The 2,008-nt window shown below is 37.2% G+C and carries 2 protein-coding genes and 2 pseudogenes; 1 reads left to right on the forward strand and 3 read right to left on the reverse strand.

Annotated elements, in window-relative coordinates:
• Positions 1 to 91 precede the first annotated feature (91 nt).
• Positions 92 to 229, forward strand: a pseudogene (locus C8322_RS01145) (DDE-type integrase/transposase/recombinase); the annotation flags it as partial.
• 16 nt (positions 230 to 245) lie between these two features.
• Here C8322_RS01145 and C8322_RS01150 read toward each other — a convergent pair.
• The 3 genes and pseudogenes from C8322_RS01150 to C8322_RS01160 form a co-directional block, all read right to left on the reverse strand.
• Positions 246 to 443, reverse strand: a pseudogene (locus C8322_RS01150) (hypothetical protein); the annotation flags it as partial.
• Between the two features lie 23 nt (positions 444 to 466).
• Entirely contained in the window at positions 467 to 1,387 is a 921-nt protein-coding gene (locus C8322_RS01155; RefSeq protein WP_004281863.1) for a copper resistance protein B, read from the reverse strand.
• Positions 1,374 to 2,008: multicopper oxidase domain-containing protein (locus C8322_RS01160; protein WP_171334342.1), on the reverse strand; the 635-nt coding region annotated here is incomplete at its 5' end. The genes C8322_RS01160 and C8322_RS01155, both read right to left, overlap by 14 nt.

Consider the following 2,008-nt stretch of genomic DNA (forward strand, 5'->3'; position numbering starts at 1 on the left):
GGATAGTCTCTCAGAATATTGACTCTCCGACAAACCCGGTACGGTTCAATAGATACAGATAAAGCACACATATGGAGGTGCTTTGTCACGGTTAAAATGGGAAAGAAAATGTCCACCAGATCTTGAGCACAGGCAGGTTAAGTATAAAAATAACGTGATCGAATGTAATCATGGCAAGCTAAAGCGGATCATTAGGGCCACTTTAGGATTCAAATCGATGAAGACGGCTATGCCACATGCATCTATTCAGATGGCATTAAACACCGATGATGTACAGACGAAGTAGTAGCAGCCGATCCTACTAAAAGAATAGCAAACGATAAAAACAGCGATAAGCATGTTTTTAACCACTGCATAAAAATAGACCAAAAATTAAGCTTTTTTAGTTTTACAGATTCGAAAATAAATAGTAATAATTCATGAATAGTAGCCGAAGCTACCATTCATGAATCCAAATCATACTATTTTAAAAAACTAATTCGATGCCTGCACCATATTTCCATCCCTTTTCAGACTCTGTTGCCTCTTGCATAGAAGTGGCTTTCTGTCCTTTTTCATATTGGTAAGCAACATCAATGAAAGGTTTAATTCGCTTAGTAATCTCATATCGGGTTTTGATACCAGTTTTTAGTTCTGATAAACCTGATTTTGCAGCATAGTTAGAATCATCGCTAAATATTACATCTGCTTCGATATAAGGTTGAGTAATAAGTTTCTGAGTTAAAAGCAAATCACGTTCTAATTCAAAACTTGCTCCCCAAAAATTATTCTCACCGCCATAAAGATATGCTTGTGTTTCAAAGAAATAAGGAGCTAGACCTAATATACCAATAACCCCATCCACTCGATCGCTGCTGCTATTATTTTTATTTTCACTATATCTTACCCCAGCTTGTACATCCCAAAATGGGGCTACGTTACGGCTATAAAGTGCTGATACAGCATATTTTGGATCATTACTTTCTGACTTTTCCGAATTGGCTTCAATAAATAGACGATTTTCATCTGTTCCAATTAAAGTTTCAAACTTTGTTCCTAGGTTGCCCTTACCGTCTTCATCAACCATCCATTCATTTTCAAATTTTGTCGTTTGATAAATTTGTCCACCATGTTCTTTAAGATGATTGTCATGAGGTGAGTTAGAGTTCTCAAGCGCAATCTGGACACTCTTATCCCCCATATCCGCATTTTCCATTGAATAATATTCTGGATAACGCTCTTGAAGGGAATACTTTAATCCTCCAGATTCCTGTAAAAGAATTTTCATATTTTTTGTAATATTACTGTCTTGTACAGGAGTTTCATTTTTAGCGAACGTTAGATTTGATAATCCAAATAGCGCAATCATCAAAGTTGTTTTTGAAAACAAATTATTAGTGATGTGCATGTGGATTTACTCCCTTCTCATTTACTTGGGACTGAGGAACAGTCTTTGTAGAATTACCATCTTCCACTTGAGCTACAATGAGTTTATTCATCATTCCTGCACTCATATGGTAAAGCAGGTGACAATGAATAGCCCACTCACCTAACTCATCAGCTGTGAGTAGAGTGGTTATCGTTTTCCCAGGTGGAACAATTACCGTATGTTTGTTTGGCATATTGCTTGGATCCTGACCATTCTCAAGCTGCATAAACATGCCATGTAAGTGCATTGGGTGAGCCATCATACTGTCATTGACAAATTTTAAGCGAATACGTTCACCATACTTCACCACTAGTGGGTCGGCTTCATTAAATTTTTTACCATTTATTGTCCAAATATAACGCTCCATGTTTCCACCAAGACGGATCTCTATTTCACGTTCAGCTGCACGAGTGTCTTTTTGAGGATCTAACGATTGCAAATCACTATATTGCAATGCTTTATTACCTTCAGGTGTTGAAGCATTTGCCCATCCAAATACGGTATTATCATTCTTGTCTGAAGCCGCCTTAACAGTAGCGCTATTCATCGGCATATCATGATCCATACCTTTCATAGAAGACATATCATGATCCATACCTT

The sequence above is a fragment of the Acinetobacter sp. SM1B genome (genome assembly GCF_003289665.1).
Classification (GTDB): domain Bacteria; phylum Pseudomonadota; class Gammaproteobacteria; order Pseudomonadales; family Moraxellaceae; genus Acinetobacter; species Acinetobacter schindleri.